Below are 588 nucleotides of genomic sequence, written 5' to 3' on the forward strand. Positions count from 1 at the left end.
GGGTCATCGTGCCGCGCGGCGAACTCTGGTAGCGGGGGCTGTGCATGTAGGCGCAGCGCTGCCAGCCCTCGTACGGCCCGTGCCCGTTGCCCATGTCGGTCCGGGTGGTCACGCTGTCCGCCTTGGAGTCCGCGACCTCGCCGTACCACTTCACCGCTGCGGCCTCCGAGCGCAGGCCGTCGGTGCTGAACAGGTCGGCCGGGTAGAAGCCGATCCAGGTGTCCTTGACCTTGACCCACCAGTTTCCCTCCCAGAGCTGGACCTTGAGGCGCAGGATCCGCTGGGGGCCGTCGAGCTCGCTGGTCCGGCTCAGCAGCGCGCCGGGGTGGATGGTGTCGGCGACCTGTACCCAGCCCTCCACGTTCTGGTTGTAGCCGCCCAGGCGTTTGCCGTGCTTCGTGTAGTTGTTGGTGGTGAAGAAGACGAACAGGTGGGGCAGCCAGTCCCCGTTCAGGTCGTGGTACTCCTGGCAGCCGACCTCGATCGTCTGATGGTTCGTCCCGGAGCCCCGAGTGAGCAGCAGTTGGCCGAGCTAGAACTCGTCCGAGCGGAACACGTACGGATCCCAGACCGTGATGTCGCCGTCCG

Annotated in this window: 1 protein-coding gene; it reads right to left on the bottom strand. The window is 66.8% G+C overall.

Translation table 11 applies throughout. The annotated features are described in order from the left end of the window. Positions 1–523: neprosin family prolyl endopeptidase (locus tag ABD323_RS44110; protein WP_344447627.1), on the bottom strand; the 523-nt coding region annotated here is incomplete at its 3' end. Positions 524–588: the final 65 nt, after the last annotated feature.

Origin of the sequence: Kitasatospora nipponensis (assembly GCF_039528135.1) — a bacterium.
Classification (GTDB): Bacteria; Actinomycetota; Actinomycetes; order Streptomycetales; family Streptomycetaceae; genus Kitasatospora; species Kitasatospora nipponensis.